Origin of the sequence: Cellulomonas humilata (assembly GCF_030814415.1) — a bacterium.
Lineage (GTDB): Bacteria > Actinomycetota > Actinomycetes > Actinomycetales > Cellulomonadaceae > Cellulomonas > Cellulomonas humilata_A.
This window is the reverse complement of sequence record NZ_JAUSVB010000008.1, coordinates 68,186-84,326: the sequence shown is the minus strand read 5'-3', so window position 1 is coordinate 84,326 and position 16,141 is coordinate 68,186. Positions and strand designations below refer to the sequence as shown.

Annotated in this window: 10 protein-coding genes and 1 pseudogene; 3 read left to right on the top strand and 8 right to left on the bottom strand. The window is 66.0% G+C overall.

The annotated features are described in order from the left end of the window. Nucleotides 1-224 precede the first annotated feature (224 nt). Nucleotides 225-2,096: a hypothetical protein gene (locus tag J2X26_RS21645; protein ID WP_307494789.1), complete on the top strand. Its 1,872-nt coding sequence runs from the start codon at nt 225-227 to the stop codon at nt 2,094-2,096. A gap of 2,142 nt (nt 2,097-4,238) precedes the next feature. Here J2X26_RS21645 and J2X26_RS21640 read toward each other — a convergent pair. The 6 genes from J2X26_RS21640 to J2X26_RS21615 form a co-directional block, all read right to left on the bottom strand. Next, nucleotides 4,239-4,838 carry a hypothetical protein gene (locus J2X26_RS21640; RefSeq protein ID WP_307494788.1) on the bottom strand — a complete coding sequence of 200 codons (600 nt, stop codon included), beginning with the start codon at nt 4,836-4,838 and terminating at the stop codon, nt 4,239-4,241. Continuing rightward, a complete protein-coding gene (locus tag J2X26_RS21635; protein WP_307494787.1) occupies nt 4,835-5,653 on the bottom strand; it encodes a TY-Chap2 family putative peptide chaperone in 819 nt (272 codons plus the stop codon). The genes J2X26_RS21640 and J2X26_RS21635 overlap by 4 nt, the downstream gene beginning before the upstream one ends. Nucleotides 5,654-5,768: 115 nt before the next feature. Beyond that, on the bottom strand, nt 5,769-6,374 hold the full coding sequence (locus J2X26_RS21630) for a protein-tyrosine phosphatase family protein (RefSeq protein WP_307494786.1): 606 nt from the start codon (nt 6,372-6,374) through the stop codon (nt 5,769-5,771). Then, nucleotides 6,371-6,727 carry a hypothetical protein gene (locus tag J2X26_RS21625; protein WP_307494785.1) on the bottom strand — a complete coding sequence of 119 codons (357 nt, stop codon included), beginning with the start codon at nt 6,725-6,727 and terminating at the stop codon, nt 6,371-6,373. Before J2X26_RS21625 ends, J2X26_RS21630 begins: the two co-directional genes overlap by 4 nt. Further along, entirely contained in the window at nt 6,727-7,206 is a 480-nt protein-coding gene (locus J2X26_RS21620; protein WP_307494784.1) for an EVE domain-containing protein, read from the bottom strand. The genes J2X26_RS21625 and J2X26_RS21620 overlap by 1 nt, the downstream gene beginning before the upstream one ends. Nucleotides 7,207-7,292: 86 nt before the next feature. Continuing rightward, nucleotides 7,293-8,078, bottom strand: a complete 786-nt coding sequence (locus tag J2X26_RS21615) for a hypothetical protein (protein ID WP_307494783.1) — start codon at nt 8,076-8,078, stop codon at nt 7,293-7,295. Nucleotides 8,079-8,492: 414 nt separating this feature from the next. Here J2X26_RS21615 and J2X26_RS21610 point away from each other — a divergent pair. Together J2X26_RS21610 and J2X26_RS21605 are read left to right on the top strand one after the other, a co-directional pair. Continuing rightward, a pseudogene (locus J2X26_RS21610) lies at nt 8,493-9,059 on the top strand (S1 RNA-binding domain-containing protein); the annotation flags it as partial. A 580-nt stretch (nt 9,060-9,639) separates the two neighbouring features. After that, nucleotides 9,640-9,954, top strand: a complete 315-nt coding sequence (locus J2X26_RS21605; protein WP_307494782.1) for a hypothetical protein — start codon at nt 9,640-9,642, stop codon at nt 9,952-9,954. Nucleotides 9,955-10,258: 304 nt separating this feature from the next. Here J2X26_RS21605 and J2X26_RS21600 read toward each other — a convergent pair whose 3' ends face one another. Together J2X26_RS21600 and J2X26_RS21595 are read right to left on the bottom strand one after the other, a co-directional pair. Next, nucleotides 10,259-13,540 carry a hypothetical protein gene (locus J2X26_RS21600; protein WP_307494781.1) on the bottom strand — a complete coding sequence of 1,094 codons (3,282 nt, stop codon included), beginning with the start codon at nt 13,538-13,540 and terminating at the stop codon, nt 10,259-10,261. Between the two features lie 95 nt (nt 13,541-13,635). Next, on the bottom strand, nt 13,636-16,140 hold the full coding sequence (locus J2X26_RS21595) for a hypothetical protein (protein WP_307494780.1): 2,505 nt from the start codon (nt 16,138-16,140) through the stop codon (nt 13,636-13,638). Nucleotide 16,141: the final 1 nt, after the last annotated feature.

The window sequence follows — 16,141 nt, the reverse complement described above, 5'->3', positions numbered from 1 at the left end:
ACGCCCCAGGTCATTCGGTATGGGCCGAGCCGCCACAGCCGCAGCCTCAAAGTCGACTCGTGGTCCAGGACGACGGCAACATCGTTATCTACAGCACCGACAATGAGCCACTCTGGGATCGCTCGTGACGCTCGAATTGCGCGTTCGCTGCTGGCCTCGACCCGAGGCGGTTCGGTTCGGGCGCCAGGTCGCGTAGTTCTCGAGCGAGCGAGAAGACTGGGAACATGTCAAGCCAAGTGACCGCCGGGCTGAATACAGAATTCCCGGTGCCCTCGGTCGTCGGCTTCCTGCTTGATCCCGAGTTCATCGAGACCTGGCTCGGGGAAGGGGCGGTCCTCGACTGGAGCGTCGGGGGGCGCATCGTCATCCCGCCGACCGTTGGCGAGCCGGGAGATTCCGTCGCACCCGCCAGCACCGCGGTCGTTCAACACGTTCGGCGCACTCAGTCGTCATTTGCTTTGCGAGCCGTCTGGGGCGGCAGAGCTGGCAACTCCGAACTGATCCTGCGCGTCTCCACCAGACCTCAAGGCCGGAGCCGACTCCGAATTACCGAGACCGGCATCCCTGCGGGCAACGAGGCAAAGCGGGCTCAGTTCTGGAGCGAAGTCCTCGGTGAGCTGGACTGGCAGATCACGGCCGCGTCGGACGAACGGCGACGTTTCCGGCAGGCGCTCGTAGTGGTCCACGGCATCGGCCAACAACGACCGACCACGACGTTGCGCAACTTCGTCGAGGCGGTATTTCCCGACATGAAGGGCACCAGACGGTTCGTCAAACCCGACTACGCTTCGCCGCTCGTCGGTGCGACGTCCGTGACGGTGCCGGGGCGATGGGCGATGAATAGACCGACAACCGACGTGTACGAGCTCTACTGGGCCCACCTGATCCGCGACACCACGACCAGCGAGGTCTACGCCTGGGCGTTTCGGCTGGTGTGGGCTCCGCTCGGCAATATCCCTCGAAAGCTGCAACCCCACATTGTCATCGTGCGCATGCTCATGGTCACGGTGTCCGTGGCCTTACTCGCGGCAGTCACCTTCCTATTCGTGGGCAACTCCCGAGGCACCGGTGTCCCGGCGATCTTGGCCGGCTCTGCGGCATTCCTCGCCCTCGTCCCGGGTCTCGTGTGGAAAGTCGCCGGACTCTTTGGGTCGTCGGCACAGAACCTCTTAATCGCAAACATCCTCGGCGACGCCTCGCGCTACCTTGACTCGCAACCGGCGAACGTGCAGGCCCGGCAAAGCGTGCGGGAAACCGGCCTGCGGCTACTCGACGAGCTGCACGACAGCGGCCGGTACGGCCGGATCATCATGTACGGGCACAGCCTGGGCAGCGTGATCGCGTACGACATCCTCGCGCACTCCTGGACCCGTCGAAACCGCTCTCACGCGGCTGCGCAGTCCATGAAGACCCCGGCACTTCGTGCCGTCGAGGACCTAATGAACCCACGCAGTTCGCCCGCCGAGCCACCCCCCATTTCGACCGTGCGCGAGCGTCAGAACGCCGCCTGGAACGAGTTCACCGGCAACGGCTTCCGCTGGCTCGTCTCCGACCTGGTGACGGCCGGCTCTCCCCTCGCCCACGCACGCTGGCTGCTCAGCCCCGACAAGCACACCCCGTTCAAGCAGCTGGTGGCCGACCGCTCGATGCCAACCTGCCCGCCCCAGACAACCCCTGTACGGAGCCCGAAGCCCGGACGCATGAGAGCCGCGTTCACGTACACCCATCGGTATTGCATCCCGGGTGAGCCCCGTCTCCGTCCCCGGTCGGTGCTGGTCCCCGACCACGGTGCGTTGTTCGCACTCGTCCGGTGGAGCAATCTCTACTTTCCGCACACTGGCTTCCTTCATGGTGACCCAGTGGGCGGACCGCTTCAGCCGACGTTCGGCCGTTGGGTTGACGACATCAAGCTCCCGCAGCCTGGCGGGGGTGCGTTCGGGTTCGCCCACACGAAATACGTCGACACTTCACGAAGCCGTGCGCACGTCGCGCTACTCCGCGGCGCGCTCGAACTGCCGGTCACGGCAGACATCGTCTTTTGGCTGAACGCGTCGAGTTCGAGGACGACACGGAACCCAGATGGCGAGGACTCCTGAGCGATGCGCGAGCGGGTGCCACTGGAGCCCTTTTTCCGCTGGTGAGGCGAACCCGAAGAGTCGCGACTCAGGGGGCCAGCCGGCGGTTTGTCACCCGCCCGCGCTCGCACACACACTCTATCCCCCAGGGTTCCGCCAACATCGCCCCGGTCCGAGGTCGACGACCTACACCGGAAGGCCCTCCACGTCCGCAGGAGCCTGGATCGTCGTACGACGCGTTGCGATTCCTGTTGTAGGAACGCGTAGACACCCGCGACCGTCCCACAGCGCCAGGCTCAGCGTCCCAAGGACGACCTCCAGCGTCGGTGCGTCCATCCGAACGTCGGCCACCGACCCGAACCCGACCCCTAAACCTCCTAGGCGCTCACTGGTCGCGTCGATGAGAGCCGGCAGGAACCGAACGCTGGGGTCCAACCTCAACGAGGCCAGGTAGAGCGCTCCACTTCGCCTCGCCGTCCGTCGCTTGCACCGGCCGTGGCGTCTCCATGGCCAGCTCGGTCAGCCTGACGAAGTCCTGCAACGTGATCCAGAACTCCGACGACGCTGCCGTGCTCGCTGCCACATGCCAGTGCGGGAGACCAAGCTCGCCGGCGCTCCTTGCGCCAGCGCTTCGCCGTCGGCGTTGATGATCGGCATGCGCGTCTCGACCAGTGCCGCGGTGAGCGCGGCGTTGCGGTCGTCGCTCCGTGAGCCGAACGCCTCGGCGACAGCCTCCGGTCGGTCCTGCGGTGCGCCCGACAGGGAGAGCGGCTTCGCGATCGCCGGGGCGGGTGGCACTTGTGGCGGGAGCGCTGGTGGCGGGCACGCTTGTGCCGCCGGACGTAGCGCTGGACCCGCTCGGCTTCGGCTCCTCGGAGCCGCGTGTGCAGGCAGCGACGAGGATGAGACCCACCGCCATCCATCCCAAGGACAGACATGCCCGCTCCGAACGCATTGCGCCCCTGTTCGTGCAGGCGGCCAATCGTCGGGCCGCCGTACGGCTGAGTCCAGGATGCTCCTATCTCGCCGCGCCGGGATGGCGGCACCGGTCATCCGTGGTGATCGACCTCGCGCCAGCGTCAGCAGATGGACGACGCCGCGGCGCATCAGGATCAAGATCTCCGGACCGCGGTGAGCGTTGATCTCGGCCCGGACGGCAGTACGGACGGTGCGCAATGGGGCGCGCCGCCCGTTTCAGTGACAAAGAATGGAACATCCCTGGCGGCATCTCGGCGGCTGCAGATAATTGGGAGCAGGTGAAGACCACAGGTGTGCAGTGGAAGATGGTTGTAAGCACCGATCCGTGGCAGGTGCTTGAAACGGCTCTCGCGTTCATGTTTGTAGCCATCGGTTCCATATTTGTGGTTCATCAGATGGGCACCTGTCCCGAAGGTGAGCACTGGGGACCCGGTTACTGGACCAATGACGACCCTTCCCATGGAAAAATTCCTGGAGACCCTGGACGTCGACCCGGTGGGGGAAAGGCGCAAGTGGTTACCGCTACCGGGTGGAGTGTGTAACGGACGCACCGTGATCGGCCCGCCTCATAGTCGCTCGGAAGAACGCTGATGAGCTAGGCGTTGTGCACCCGACCGTGCGAATGATCGCAGGCGATCACCAGTCAACGACCCGCCACCGGTCGCAACCTGTCGTGAACCATTGGGAGTCGTCGGAAGCCGTTGGAGGGAATCGAAGGCGCTTCGGCAAGACTCGGCGGACGGTCGCGAACGTGTGATCTGCACCTCCGTGATCGCGGATCGGTCGGTCCCGACCCGATTCGGGCCGATCCGTTGACGTGGTCAACACGACGCTCTCGCAGCGAAACCGCACACGACCACCCACCGACGGGTCACCTAGCCCCGCACCCGACCGCCGGGCCCTCTCAGCGGGGGCTGCGAGTTCCGGACACATGTCGCGGCCTGTGGAGTTCCGCCGGGCATGGCGCGCCGCCAGTACCGTCTACGCGAATGGCGCAGGAGAGCATGAGCCGAGTCAGAGGGTGACCGTACGAACAGCGATCGCGATGAAGGAACCCACTGGCGAACCGTGGCGCAAGCTCCTACTCGTCCTCGAATGCCTCGGGCCGGAGCCGACCCGAGGCATCGGTGCCTTCGCACGGGCAGCTCGCACGGCCCGACTTCGCTGGGCCTTTCGCCGTCGCGATCATCCCGTTGCGTCAGCGAGGTCGAGCACGCGGTAGGCGAGCAGTAAGTGGTCGCCGCCGGCGAGCTTGAGCTCGCTAGCGAGGTTCAGGCGGCGGGGTGGGTCGCTGTGCGCGGTGATCGTCGTGGAGTCGATGGACAGCACGATTTCGTCGTCGAAGGTCACGTCCCAGCCGCGGAGCGAGTCGCCGCCTATGCCGTAGGCGGCGACGTGGTCGACGGTGTGAGCGAGTAGGTGGGCGATGAGTCGGGTGGCGATGACGTCGTGTGGGGTGTCGGTGCGCGGTTCGGTGGGGGCGAACGCGTCGACGATGACGTCGCCGGTCGTGGTGGGGAACGGCTCGGCGAACACGTTGAACCAGTCGAGGCTCTCGGTCTCCGGTTCGCGGGCCATCGTAATGCCCGTGTCGGTGAAGGTGACGAGCGGGGGCTGACCGGGTGCGGTCGCCATCGTGAGGTACCGCTCGCCGGAGTGTGCTTCGAGGTGCACGCCTGCCCAGTGCTCGGTGACGGTGGCCGCGATCGCCCATGCCGCGGCGACCATGTGGGGGCGCGCGGGGTGCTCGAGCTCGAGGTCCTCGCGCAGGACGGGGTGGTTCATCGGGTCTCCTCATCAAAGCCGATGGTGCACCAGAAGCCGAGGTCCGCGTTCTTGAGGGTTCTGGGTCGGAGGACGGGTTGGGTCCGGTCTGGCGGGGTTTCCTGCGTGGCGGCGAGGACCGCGGCGGCCTGCCCGCGGGCGGTCGGGGCAGTCGGGGCGATTCTGCGGTGTCGGGTGTACCAGGTGCCGTCGATGGTGTTGGTCAGCGCGACGGGCTCGAGGCCGCGGTACAGGCACCAGACCGGTTCGACATAGCGGGTCGCCCCGTGCTGGATCTGCTCGTCCAGGTCTTCCTCGAGGATGGTCCAGAGATGGTCCTTGCCGGCGAAGAGGTCGAGCAGGTCGTCGTCGGTGGTGTCGGGGTCGTGTGGTGCAGCGGTGACCAGTCGGATCTGCCAGCCGTCGCGGTCATGGACGCCGGCGCGCAGCAGCGAGGCGAACGTCAGGTAGGTCAGCACGTGCGGGGCCATGGGCGAGGGCGGCAAGTACGCGTATCTGCGGAGTAGGGCGACTGTGCGGATGTGCTCGACGACGTCGTCGTGCTCCATGGCGAACACCTGGTCCCAGTACAGGCAGTGGAGCTGACCGTCGGGGTCGGGGATCAGGATCCAGGCGACCATGTCGAACTGGATGCGCAGATCGGTGACGGGGTCGTAGACGATGAGCAGCGGGACGCGCTCCTCGTTGATGACGCTGACGATTCGCAGCCGGTCGTCCCGTTCGCACAGGTCCGCGGCGATGGCCCACGCTCGGGCGGCGGTGTGCCGGTCCGCGAACCGGTACTCCTCAGTCTCGACGTCGTCGAGTACATCCATGTCGTGCAGCTTTCTGTCGGGGTACTCATGTTCTTGTCGACACCCAGGACGGGGTCGTTGCGGGCCTGGGAGGCGACCGCCGAGAGCGGCGGTCTCGGCGGTCGTCCTTGGTCCGTCATGCGGCGGGCTTGGCCGCGGTCTCCTTGCGCCGGATCCGCCGGATGACGGCGTTGACGTCGAGGTGGTTGTCCCGACGCCACTGCGCGATGCGCCGGCGAGCAACAGCGCGGTCGGCGCGGCTGGCGCCCTGCTTGCGCAGCCACCAGTTGAGTGCGTCCTCGGCGTACCCGACGTACGCGATGGGTCGTGCCTCCCGGATCACGTCGAGCGCCTCGATCGCGTCCCAACCCTGGGCGAGCAGCACGGCGAAGCCCATGGACGGCCCTCGGTTGATGCCCATGTGACAGTGAGCCAGGACGACACCGCCGGCCTCGATGCGGCTGAGTATGAGCCCCACGCCCTCGTCGAACCATTGACCAGGCATGCGCTGACCGGCGTCGTCGACGCCGAGCCACCGGTACTCCAGGGCTGGCCAGCGCCGGGCGAACCAGTCCTCGTCGTCCCATTCCAGCCGCAAGTCGACGACGTCGCTCAGTCCCGCAGCGACGAGCTCGGCGACCTGGAGGGCCGCCAGGTCGGGGTCGGTTACCTCGAAGTCGCCGCCGATCCAGAGGTTAGCGGTGAGCTGGCTGGCGTTCGCGTGATGAGTGCCCGCGCTCATCGAGCACCACCGTCGTACATCGTGGTTGTCCGTGTAAACGAGCTCTTCCACGACCACTGGTCCATGACGAACATCGCGACCTCGTCCTCCTTGAGCTCGATCACCTCGTCGACGGACATCCGTGCCATCGTCAGGACGCGGTCGTAGTCGTCGGTGTGGTCCTCAGGCTCGGGAAGGCTGAAGTATTGGTTGATCTCCCGGCCGCGGCGCACGTCTCGAAGGCGGCGTTCGAGCTCCTCGACCCATCGCTCGCGGTAGCCCTCGACGGCCCGCTCAAAGATGGCTCGGTGGTTGTCGCGGTTCGCCTGCAGTCTGGAGACAAGCTCGTCGCGGTTCAGTCGGACGGTGCGCATCAGCCGATCACCGCCGTCAGTCGCTGATTGAAGACGGCCGCCTGCTCGCGGGTGACGGTGAACGCGTTCGCCCGTCGCGGCATCCTGAACAGGTCGAAGTCGATGAACAGATCGAGACGCTTCAGTTCCGTGCGGGTGATGACGGGCTTGTCGGTCACCCACACGACACTCACTTCCGCGGAGTTGCGCAGCGAGCGCAGCCCTTCGGGGTCGGCGTAGTTGCGAGCGTGCTCGAGTTCCTCGAACTCCCCTGTGGCGACGCCGACTCCGACCAGTCCGGCGGCGTCGCCGGCTCCGCTGACCCAGAAGTAGACCAGGTCGCCAGCCGCGATCTGGTCGACGTTTCGATCGATCGCGGGGTACCACAGACACTCGTCGTCGTCCTGGGAGCCGTACCAGTCCTCGAGGAGATCAGCCGCGGCGGCGGGTCGCAGTTGCACCAGGTGTCCCGGCTCAGCTGCAAGCGTTGTCGTACTCATCGTGCCCTCCGATTCACCGGTCCACTTGACCGGCACAAGGCCATTCAAGTAAAAGGGCGCTCTTCGGGGCCGACCCCTAGGGGACGTCAGTCCAAGGCGAGATCGTCAGCTGTGACGATGCGGGACGTCTCGATCAGGTAGGCGCCGAACTCGTCCAGATCGTCGAGTTGGGCTTCGGCATCGCGGTGCTTGTTGACGGCGGCACGCGCGCGCCGGATCCGCTTCTTGAGCGCATCCTCGGTGATCCCGAGCTCCTTTGCTGCTCCGGCCTCGAGGTTCCTCGGGCGCGGCCTATCGTCGAGCTGGTGTCGGAAAAGTACAGCCATCGCCCTGCGCTGGTCGGGCGCGAGCCTTACGCTGCGACCCCCGATGTGCGTGAAGGTCATCGACCTGGGATCTACCGATGACGACTCTGCGCGCAGCGCAGGCAATGGCAGACCAGCAGCGTCGTGCTGGGAGCCACCGATGTTGACACTCATCCAGATGTCGTCGTCGAAGATGGTCCACCGAGCGATCGTCCTGCCGGGTGGCAGCGCAATTACGGCCCCCTTCTTGAACTCGACGCCGACCTGGACCTCAGAACGGCGCCGAGCCTCGCCCTTTCCGACCCACCGCTCCTCCAGGCGAGTCGTGACCCACTTGTTCTGGACGTGAACAGCTGCGCTAGGCCCATTGACGAGAAGCCACTGCTCCCCTGCTGGTCGAAGTCGCACCAGGTCGCGAGGCACCCACTCGTCCACGAGCCGCAGGCCCCTGCGCGCTGCGCGACCGATCAAGATCTCCGCGTCGGGCTCCACCGTGAACGGGCCGAATCGGCCATGACCACGTGCATCGTTTCCCAGCCTCAGGGAAAGCCTGACTGTGTCGATCAATGCCCCGTCCCATCCACGAACCAATCTGGCCTCACGCCTGTCGCTACTTGGATCGGCAAGCGGCAATCCGATCTCAAGGAGTACGGGAGCCCGATCGACTTTCCCGACACGCGTCGATCCCCCCGCGACTGCCTCGGCACCCGAGCGCGCGACCGACCTGCGGCACGCCTGGTCGCGCTTCGGCTTCGGTCGCCGTCCAGCCGATCCGCCCCCTCGCTGTTGTCCGACGATCGTGAAACCACGGGTTGGGGACGGTGATCGCGTCGCGAACCTGACATCCATCGGCCCGGCACGCTCAGTCAATGGGGGGCGCAGAGGCCCGGTCAGTCTTGCGTCCGTGATCAGCCCGAACGCGCGCCTTTTCTGGGATGACGTAATAGGCTCGGCGACGAAACCGAGTCTGCGAGGGAGCAGGTGAGCCCCAACGAACGGCACGTCGACGACATCGGCTCGGCCGAGAACTTCCTCGCCGCGATCGACGCCACCATCAAGCTCTTCAACGATGGCGACATCGTCGAGGGCACCATCGTCAAGGTCGACCGCAACGCTGTCCTTGTCGACATCGGTTCCAAGACCTACGGATTCATCCCCGCGCGTGAGTTGTCGGTCCAGCACGACGTGGACCCCCGAGACCTTGTCAACGTCGGCGACGCAGTCGAGGCCCTCGTCCTCCAGAAGGAGGACAAGGAAGGCCGGCTGATCCTGTCCAAGAAGCGCGCACAGTACGAGCGCGCCTGGGGCACGATCGAGAAGATCAAGGAGGAGGACGGCGTCGTCACCGGCACCGTCATCGAGGTCGTCAAGGGCGGCCTCATCCTCGACATCGGGCTGCGCGGCTTCCTGCCCGACTCGCTGGTGGAGATGCGTCGCGTCCGCGACCTCCAGCCGTACGTCGGCAAGGTCCTCGAGGCGAGGATCATCGAGCTCGACAGGAAGCGCAACAACGTGGTCCTGTCGCGCCGCGCCTGGCTCGAGCAGTCGATGCAGGTCGAGGTCGAGGTCGATCGTGGCGCCCCGCTGGCGCCGAATGACGATCTGCGCAAGAAACTCGCCGACAAGGAGCAGGAGCTGCGACAGCGGGAGCTGGAGTTCACCGAAGTGCGGGCCGCGGCCGATCACTACATGCGCGAGGGCAGTGCAGCAAGGTCTGTAGCACGAGCCCTGTGGGCGGCGATGCCCCGGGCGGAGCAACTCGCCTACATCGAGTCCGACAGCGTTTGGCTCCCCAAGTGGATCGTCGAGGAGGAAGGGCTCCAGTAACCGCTGTGGGGCGTAGCCGAGGCGACGGTTGAGCTCGGGCAGAAGCATGCATTGGGGAATCACTCCCCGAGCAAACGCTTGGCTTGACGTAGGCGTTGTTCACGGAGCTTGAGCTGCCGTTGGGCGTCTTGACTCGCCATCATCAGACCTGAGTTGGGTCAGACGCCTTAGTGCCTTGCGGCGTGCTCGACGATCGCGTCGAGGAGGGCTTCTCGTCCTGGACACGCCGAACTAGTTCACGACCGTCGGCATTGAGCGCTAGGGTCCGGCCGAACCGTCCAACTCGACTGATCGGAGCCCCATGCCCCTCGTCGTTGAGGCTCAACCGATCTCCGACATGCTCTTTCGCCTCGAGATCACCACGGACGGGACCGTCATCGGCGAGTACGAGCGCTCGCGCCACGCTGACATCGCGCGCAAGACCGACGAGGTCAATTGCGCCGCGGACTACCTCGTGGAGCTCTACAGCCGCCGCGGCATGTTCGTCGTCCGCTGGGACTCGGCCACGCGCACGAAGGTCGTCCGCGACGAGCTCGGCAACCACATCGGCGAAATCCCGAGGGCCTGCTGGCGAAAACCCGCTCGCCAAACCAACTCACCCCAATCGACGGCCTAGTTGATGCCTGAGGTCGCCGGTCTCGAGCAGGCTGCGGCTATGTAGTTGGTGAGGTTCGGGTAGCTGAGCCGCGTAGGTGCTCGAGCCTTCCGTTGATCGCCTCGGGGGGCCGTTGCTCGTGCGGGACCGGTCGAAGAACGCCAGCCCGCCGTCCTCCGCCGAACCCACGCCACCCACGAGACCCTACTTAGTGCCCTGCGCAGGCACTAAGTCCACAGAATCCAGCACATCACCTCAGGTCACCGGCCCGGCACCATCGCCCTGTGGACAACGTGACCCAGTCAGGTGCCGTTCGGCGTCTTGACTAGCCATCATCAGAGACGCCGGCGATGCGGATTGCGGACGCTCCGTCGTCGCCAGTCAGGTAAAGGCGCAAGGCATACAGCAGGTCCGGGACCTGGGCGGACTCCGCTGGCTTGCTCAGTTCGAAGGTCACCCGGGAGTGGAGCTCGTACCGCTTCTCCGCGAAGACCTTGATTGCCTGGTCGACGATTGCGATGAATGCCTTCCCGTGCTCGCTGTCGGGCGACAGGATGCTCTTCATCCGGATGTCGTCGGACTCACGGGTCCGCAGGAGTGCCAGCAACAGCTCCGCCCCTGCCAGTGCCTTGCGAACCGCGGTTTCCAGCTGTCGCTGGTCCGGGGGCGCGCCCTTCAGATTCCGCGCACGGTTCGACTGGCGAAGCGCGCTGCGTGACACCTCCTCGAGCGCACTGGGCAACGACTTGGCCATGTGCCTCAGCAGGCTGTCGACCTGGTCGACCGACAGCATGTGCACCGGCTCACTCGACCGCCAGAGCACGACCGCGAGCGCTCGAACGTCGGGTTCCGGGTTGTTGGCGAGGTAGTTCAGCGCCCCGTGCTGCCACGGGAGTGAGCAGTCCCCGAGGCCGTACGACAGGTCGAGCATCCCGGCGCCGCGTCCCCGGCGGGCAACGCTCAGTAGATCGCGGTGGATGCTCTCCGGGGCGTCCTTGTGCATCCGGCTCAGCAGCGCGGTCAGTTCAGACTTCAAGTCCGGGGTTTCAGTCTCGGCGATCAGGCGCTCGGCGTTGCTGATCGCATCTTGCACGGCATGCCGGAAACCCGCAGGGCAGTCGGCATCGTCGATCGAACGGCCGTGGTTCCAGATCGTGTACGTGGGATAGCGCGCTTTGGAGATCTCCTGCCTGATCTGCTCATCGACGAGGCCCGGCGGCGCGAAAGTCGAGAACGTCACCTGCCTACCGGAGAGCCGGTCCCTGCCTCCCGGTCCGTTGGCTTGCTGACGGTTGACAACGAGGAACACCGGATCACCGGCACTCAAAGTCGATCCGTCGATCAGCTCGGAGAAGTTCCTCGAATGGCAGTGAACGTTCTCTCCGTCGACCAGGACGCTGCAGAAGAAGTTCCCGTCGTGGTCTAGTCGGCCCTCATAGAACTCGCCTGTGACCCGGTCGGGGAACAGGGCGTTCGTGTCGTCCAACGAGGCGAATGCGCTCTCGGCCCACTCCAGGAGGTCTGACGTGGTCTCACCATTAGGGCCGGGCCTGTCCCTCGGCCAATGCTCGAGTTCGGCCCACGACCCGGCCGGCGGGAACGGCGGGATCGGGAGCGACGTTACGTCAACCGGCGGGCGGTCGGACACCGCCCTCCAGGCCGCGCGAACCGGTGCGAAGCTCGCGTCGACTGGGGTGAACCGGAGGACGTATGGGTCGTCGGCGCCGTACTCGTAGGTGAGTTCCAGCCTGCACTCCGTCTCCTCGGTACGCGGGAACGCCTGGGACCGTAGGACGGCGTCGTACTCGAGTTCGCCTCCCTGACCTCCCTGAACAAGCTGGAACCGGTATTCGCTCCGGCCCGGCGGGAGGACAAAGCGCGCGTCAATTGGGATGTGGGTGCGCACTCCCCTGCGCGGATCAACGGCGACACGCTGCTTTCGCGACACGAGGGCGAAGTCGTGGCGCACCCCCTGGGACATCACCTCAATGCTCAGTTCCGGGAGGTGGTCACGCCACAGCGGCACGGTGCCAGCGAGGCGCTGGAGCTCGCCGAAGCGGACACCCCCCGCGGGAAGCTCGTCTCCTGCGGCCAGGTAGAGATCGAACGCCCCCACAAGGGGGTCGCGCTTGAGTTGAGCAACATCGTCCGGGACCGCGGGCACGGCTTCCGTCGGTGGGCGCCAAGTCCCTGTGGCGTTCAGGCGCCAGAGTGGGAACGGAGCTTTCTTGACGACGCCCAACCTGACGGAGGGCTCGCGCTCCCAGCAGATTCCGTAGGTATCCGGGCTTCGCTCCCTGAGTTCTTCATCGAGGTGCGCGACCAGCTTGGTGGCGTACCGGGTACCGGCGAACGAGTCCAGCACGACCACGGCGAAGTTAGGGCTGACGCTGCTGAGGTCGAGCTGCGCGAAGATCGTTGCCACGCTGCGCGGAAGCGGCTGCGCGTCAGCGAACTGTGAGTTCAGGTTGCGCCGCAGGACCTCAAGGGTGAAGTCGTTGGCGATGTCGGGCGCGAGCCAGTGCAGCGTCCCGTGACGGAACTCGCTCTTCAACGTCGCTGCCATCGATCGAGCGGCCCGGTCGAGTTGGTCGGAGGGGACGGCGTTGTCCTCGAAGAGCAGCGTTGCGCTGACCGTGGTGGCCTCCGTGTGGTTCCAGACTCCTTCGGCATCGATCAGTTCGATGTCCACTGGCGCCTTGTCGTGGGAATCGCTGGACTCCCAGTGCTGCCAGAGGAGGGGGAAGGGCGCGGGTGTCGTCGGGGGGCCCGAGATCGCGTACCGCGGGAAGAGCGGTACGAGGTCGATGCAGGCCGCGGAGTCGGCGAGCGGACCTGACGAGCGATGCTCGGGTGCGCTGTCCGCCGGGATCCGCTGGAGGCGATCCCAGGGTTCAATGCTCAGTTTGTCGATATCGAACGCGAGCGGCTGGTCGGCGAACCTCGATCGGGCCAGGTCGGTCCACACTTCGACAAGCGCTTGGCGCTCGTCGAAAGACTCCCAGTCCCGGGCAACGTCGTCGTCCAGGGTCTGGAGCCACCGCCAGGCATCCCAGACCGCGCGGTACTGACGGTGCGAGAGCAGGGTGTTGTTCGGCGGGAGGTTCTCCCATCGACCGATCTGTTCTGCTTGCGGCGAGCGGAGCCAGGAGTCGATCCGCGGGAGCAGGTCGTCCTGGTAGCCGAAGGACTGTTCGCGCAGGGATAGGAGCTCCGACATCCGCAGGCAGAACGCCTTGACCAGGCGATTCTGAGGGAGGTCGATTGACTGGTAGTGCCGCACCGCCTGGAGGTACGGCTTGCTGGCCAGCTTCTCCCTGACGGTGCGGCCCGGCCGGCGCGAGAGCGCCATGAAGCTTGCCTGGTCGAGCTCGCGGACCGATCTGATCGGCAGCACCGCCCGCTCTCGCGCAGGGGACTCGCCGAGGTTGTGCAGCAGCAGCAGCAGAGCCGGTTGCGCGTGCTGCGCGATCCGCCAAAGTCGGTCGCGCGGCGGTTCGTCACCATCAAAGGCCCAGGCTTCTCGGCCGAGTGCCCCGATCCGCCGAAGCGTGGTGGACAACGGCAGCGGGAGGGCATAGCCGGTCCGCGGGTCGAGTTCGGCCACGCTGGCGAACCAGTGCGTCTGGGACAGCAAGGCCCGGCACCGAGCACCGTGAGGCGCTTCAGCACCAGCACCTGTGTACAGGTCTTCGAGGTTCATCAGTCTGCGGTCGGCACGCTCTCGGAGGCAGCCTCAGCGCTGCCCTCTAGGTAGTTGGCGGACTGCCAGATGAACTGGCCGTAGCCGAGCTGGTTGGCCAATTTGAAGTCCCGTGCCAGGTTGAAAGTCCTTCCGCCAACTCCCTCGGAGACGACCAACGACTCGATCCGGTCCAGACAGTCCGTCCTGGTCGCGCCTCGAGTGTCGATACCGCGGAGTTTCGGCATGATCTTCTGGACGAGTTGGTCCTCGAAGGCGACGTGCATTGCGTCCCCGAGCGCGTCCTCGTCACCGCTCCGCTGGGCCGCCAGCACCGTCGGGTAGTTGGCCATGTAGTACTCCACCGACTGCCAGACCCGGTGCCCGATCGCCCGTCCTGCCGTGGCGAGCGCCGCGTTGATGTTCTCGACGAACTTCTTGTATGGCTGGATCTCGTCCCCGAACTCGACCTCGCGCACGCACCAGTCCTCCCAGGTGCGCCGGTGCAGCGGAACTCCGCGGTTCGACTCGTCGAGGGTTTCCTGCCTCTTCCTCCGCTCGAGTGTGGTCGGGCGGGGGAAGTGAATGATGATCGAGCGGTCGACCACCTTGTCGGAGAGTGACTTTGTGGTCTCGTCTTGGTTCATCGTGCCGGCCCAGAGCACGTTCCTGCCGAGCGGAAGCTGGTACTCGGGCAGGCCAGCACCGATCTTGACCGCGAGGCTGGGTCCCTTGTTCCCCTTGTAGCCTCGCCGAAGTTCCAGGGTCGACAGGAACTCGGCAAAGTAGAGCTCCGGGTGAGCCAGGTTCATCTCGTCGAGGAGTACCAGGGCAACGTTGTCCCGGAGGCCCGGGTAGTCCTCGGTCCGCTTCTTCTGCGTCTGCGCGAGGAACCGCAGCAGCGGTTGAGCGTCAAACCGGTTGTCGATCGAGTTGAAGAAGCCGAGCATCGCCTCCTGACTGTCCCAGTTCGGCTGCACGGAGATGTGGTCGAAGACGATGCCGCCGAAGTGCGAGTACAGCCGGGGCAGCTCGGACTTGCCGGTGCCGCTGACACCAGCGAGCACGGTCAGCGGCGACCACTCAGCTGTCTTCAAGGCCGTGTGGAAGGAGCGAAGAATGCGCTCAGGAAACCGCAGCCCATGCGAAACGCAACGCCCGCTGATCGCGTCAAGCCAGGCAACCTCGTCTATGCCGCCCTCAGGATGATGGGGCTGCACACCGACAGCGTCCACGTCGAATCGAGCACGCTCGATCTCCTTCGTACGACCTTCTGCCTCTTGCCGGCCCTGGTACGCCGCACGCAGTCGGGAAAGCTCGCTGGTCGCCTCGGTCGCCTCTGCAGTGAGGCGCTCGTTGATCCTGGTCAGACTGCGGTTCTCCGCGTCGACCTCGGACACCTGCAGCCGCAGGTCCTGGGCGACCCGGAGCTTCTCCTCGTCCTTCGCCCGGGAATCCTGCGTCTTCTTCAGCTCGCCGACCAGGTGGGAGTTCGCCTTCTCCAGGTCCTTGAGCCGCGAGGCGATCTCGGGCGCCGGGTGCTTGGCTAGGGCCTCCTTCAGGCGCGCGATCTCCGCTGCCTTGACTCTCAAGTCCTCCAACACGACCTCGGCGGGCCGGCCGCCAAGCTGGCGACTCAGGTCGTCGAAGGCGCTGACCAGGTCCCACTGAGCCCTCAGCTCGCTTCGGAGACGCTCGGTCTCCGCCACGACCTGCTGCTCGCGCGCTGCGAACGACTGCACACGCTCTGCGGTGCGCCTCTCTGCTTCGTCCTCGACTGTTTCCCAACGTTCCTGGAGATGGCTCTCCCTGAACTCGAGCTCCTGGTCCTTTCCGGCGAGGTGGTCCTCCTTGGCAGAGAGTTCACCGTCCTTCTTCTCCACCGCCTGCGCCAGGAGCTTGTGCCTTTCCTTCTCAGCGGCGAGCTCCTGCTCCGAGGTTGCTCGCTCGTCGGCGATCCGGGCCCGCGCATTCGCGCGCTCCGCGTCGACCTCCGCGGCCAAGTCGGCCAGCCGCCGCTGGATGTGCGCATCGAGTTCGGCGTCGGCGTCCGCGCGCCGTGTGACCTGCCACGTGAGGAGATCCCGCTGGGTGTCGTCCCTTTGCTTGCCGAGCTCGGCGGCCAGTTCGACCCGCTGCTGGGCGAAGCCGCCGTTGGCGACGGTCTCGCGCTCACCGACGTCTGCCTCACGTTTGAGCAGGTCCGCCGCCCGCTCGGCCAGCGTGGCGTCGCGCGTTACCAGATCGGCGTCGCGCTTCACGAGGTCGGTGTCACGCGCAACGAGGTCGGCGTCGCGCTTGACCAGGTCCGCGGCCCGCTCGGCCAGCGCGGCGTCGCGCTTCGCCAGGTCGGCCTCGCGCTCCAGGGCGTCGTTCTCGAGCAGGCTGACGCTGACTTCCCGCTGGTCGAGCTCGACGCGCTTGCGCTCGAGCTCCCCGGCCAGCCGTTCCATCTCGACGGTTCGGGCCGCGGCGTCCTCCGTGGTTTCTCTGTGCTCGGCGGGTCGCTCGTCGTCAGTCGTCATG

What these genes read in the sequence shown, in the direction of transcription:
- J2X26_RS21645 (WP_307494789.1), top strand. Translation starts at nt 225, where the DNA reads ATGTCAAGCCAAGTGACCGCCGGGCTGAATACAGAATTCCCGGTGCCC.
- J2X26_RS21640 (WP_307494788.1), bottom strand. Translation starts at nt 4,838, where the DNA reads ATGAACCACCCCGTCCTGCGCGAGGACCTCGAGCTCGAGCACCCCGCG.
- J2X26_RS21635 (WP_307494787.1), bottom strand. Translation starts at nt 5,653, where the DNA reads ATGGATGTACTCGACGACGTCGAGACTGAGGAGTACCGGTTCGCGGAC.
- J2X26_RS21630 (WP_307494786.1), bottom strand. Translation starts at nt 6,374, where the DNA reads ATGAGCGCGGGCACTCATCACGCGAACGCCAGCCAGCTCACCGCTAAC.
- J2X26_RS21625 (WP_307494785.1), bottom strand. Translation starts at nt 6,727, where the DNA reads ATGCGCACCGTCCGACTGAACCGCGACGAGCTTGTCTCCAGACTGCAG.
- J2X26_RS21620 (WP_307494784.1), bottom strand. Translation starts at nt 7,206, where the DNA reads ATGAGTACGACAACGCTTGCAGCTGAGCCGGGACACCTGGTGCAACTG.
- J2X26_RS21605 (WP_307494782.1), top strand. Translation starts at nt 9,640, where the DNA reads ATGCCCCTCGTCGTTGAGGCTCAACCGATCTCCGACATGCTCTTTCGC.
- J2X26_RS21595 (WP_307494780.1), bottom strand. Translation starts at nt 16,140, where the DNA reads ATGACGACTGACGACGAGCGACCCGCCGAGCACAGAGAAACCACGGAG.